Below are 1,401 nucleotides of genomic sequence, written 5' to 3' on the forward strand. Positions count from 1 at the left end.
TAGTGGATACTCATCTATACTGATGTAGTAAAGGAGTTCTTGCTTACAATACTTAACTTAAAAAATGAAAAACATAAATTAAACTGACAAAATAAATGTAAACCGTTTTTAGGACGTGACAGCCTTCTCATACTTCTCATACCTCCCATCTGCCTCACACTTGTATCGTGTTAATAGTTAGCCTTATATTTTTAACAACACATCTGATACATTACCCTCTATCTTTTTAAGAATACTCTCATTTTAGCATATTTAGCTTCTAACACTTCCATTAACAAACTTAAAATCTCCTTTACAGCTATATCCTCAGTTTTGTGATACTTTTGCCTCATATACTTACAAGTTGTTTCAGTGCCTTCATATTCCCCCCACTGGTGCGAGCTTGTAGCTCGTACCTAGTATTCTTAGAGCTTCCAGCTCTGTTATATTCTTAAGCACAAGCTAGAAGCTTGCGCTAGCGGTAATTAACATTTTTCCGCCATCTTTTAGGTGCGCTACATAGCCTTTAGAAGCGTCCACCAAAGATGCTGCATTGAAATGCAGATAATATTTTTCGATAAATTCGGTAATTGGTTTGTTTGCTATTTTTCTCTACTTTTAATTATATTTTATATTCTTTTTTAAAATCTTTAAATTCAATCCATAGCCCGACAGCAAGAAACAACGCCAGCACGCCCCAGAATATAGCGAAATAGAGGTCAGTATTACTTGTTTCCTTCTCTTTTTCGTATTTCAATGATGATGCTGGATTTATATCATGGACAGATGGATTGTCTTTTAGATAATATACTTCCACCACAGGGCTTTCTGGCAATTTTGAAGTTGATTGTTCGCCTTCATATTCTACACCATTTACTTCATATTTATATTTAATACTGTATGTTTTTATGGGTACTTTGGCAATTTTCACTGTATGCTCTGTATAGACACTATCATAAACAGCAGTAGTTTTAGTGTTTTCTTTTATCAAAGCCTCATATTCTGCAACTTTTTCCTTATTTGAGCCTTCTATATAGTCTCCAGCACAAGTTTTACATGCTAAACTGGCAAGTATAGCCATCAATAAACCTTTCCAATTCTTGAAAATAAAGTTGATTATCATCATAAGCTTAAAAATTTTAATTAGGACAAAAATAAGAATAATTATTTACAAATTCTGTTTTTACTCTATCTATGTTATAAAATCCTTATGCTGGTGCGAGCTTCCAGCTTTTTTATTTTTTAGCACAAGCTAGAAGCTTGCGCTAGCGGTGCGCGGAACTGTTCTTCTTTAACAACACATTTGAAACATCCAGGGGCTTCTTTACACTATTTAGAGCACTTTATAGGCTTTAAAAATGCTTATCTCTATGGTGGGTAAAGAAAAATAGTAGGGCAGTTCTTTTGTATTATTTTGATTAG

The 1,401-nt window shown here is 33.7% G+C and carries 1 protein-coding gene and 1 pseudogene; both read right to left on the reverse strand.

The features are described from left to right. Nucleotides 1-447: 447 nt before the first annotated feature. A pseudogene (locus C8P65_RS12325) lies at nt 448-585 on the reverse strand (deoxyhypusine synthase family protein); the annotation flags it as partial. Nucleotides 586-601: 16 nt separating this feature from the next. Further along, nucleotides 602-1,105 (reverse strand): hypothetical protein, encoded by a 504-nt coding sequence (locus C8P65_RS11960; RefSeq protein ID WP_009391051.1) that lies wholly within the window; start codon nt 1,103-1,105, stop codon nt 602-604. Between the last annotated feature and the right edge of the window lie 296 nt (nt 1,106-1,401).

It is taken from the genome of Capnocytophaga leadbetteri (genome assembly GCF_003054025.1).
Classification (GTDB): domain Bacteria; phylum Bacteroidota; class Bacteroidia; order Flavobacteriales; family Flavobacteriaceae; genus Capnocytophaga; species Capnocytophaga leadbetteri.

What these genes read in the sequence shown, in the direction of transcription:
- C8P65_RS11960 (WP_009391051.1), bottom strand. Translation starts at nt 1,105, where the DNA reads ATGATGATAATCAACTTTATTTTCAAGAATTGGAAAGGTTTATTGATG.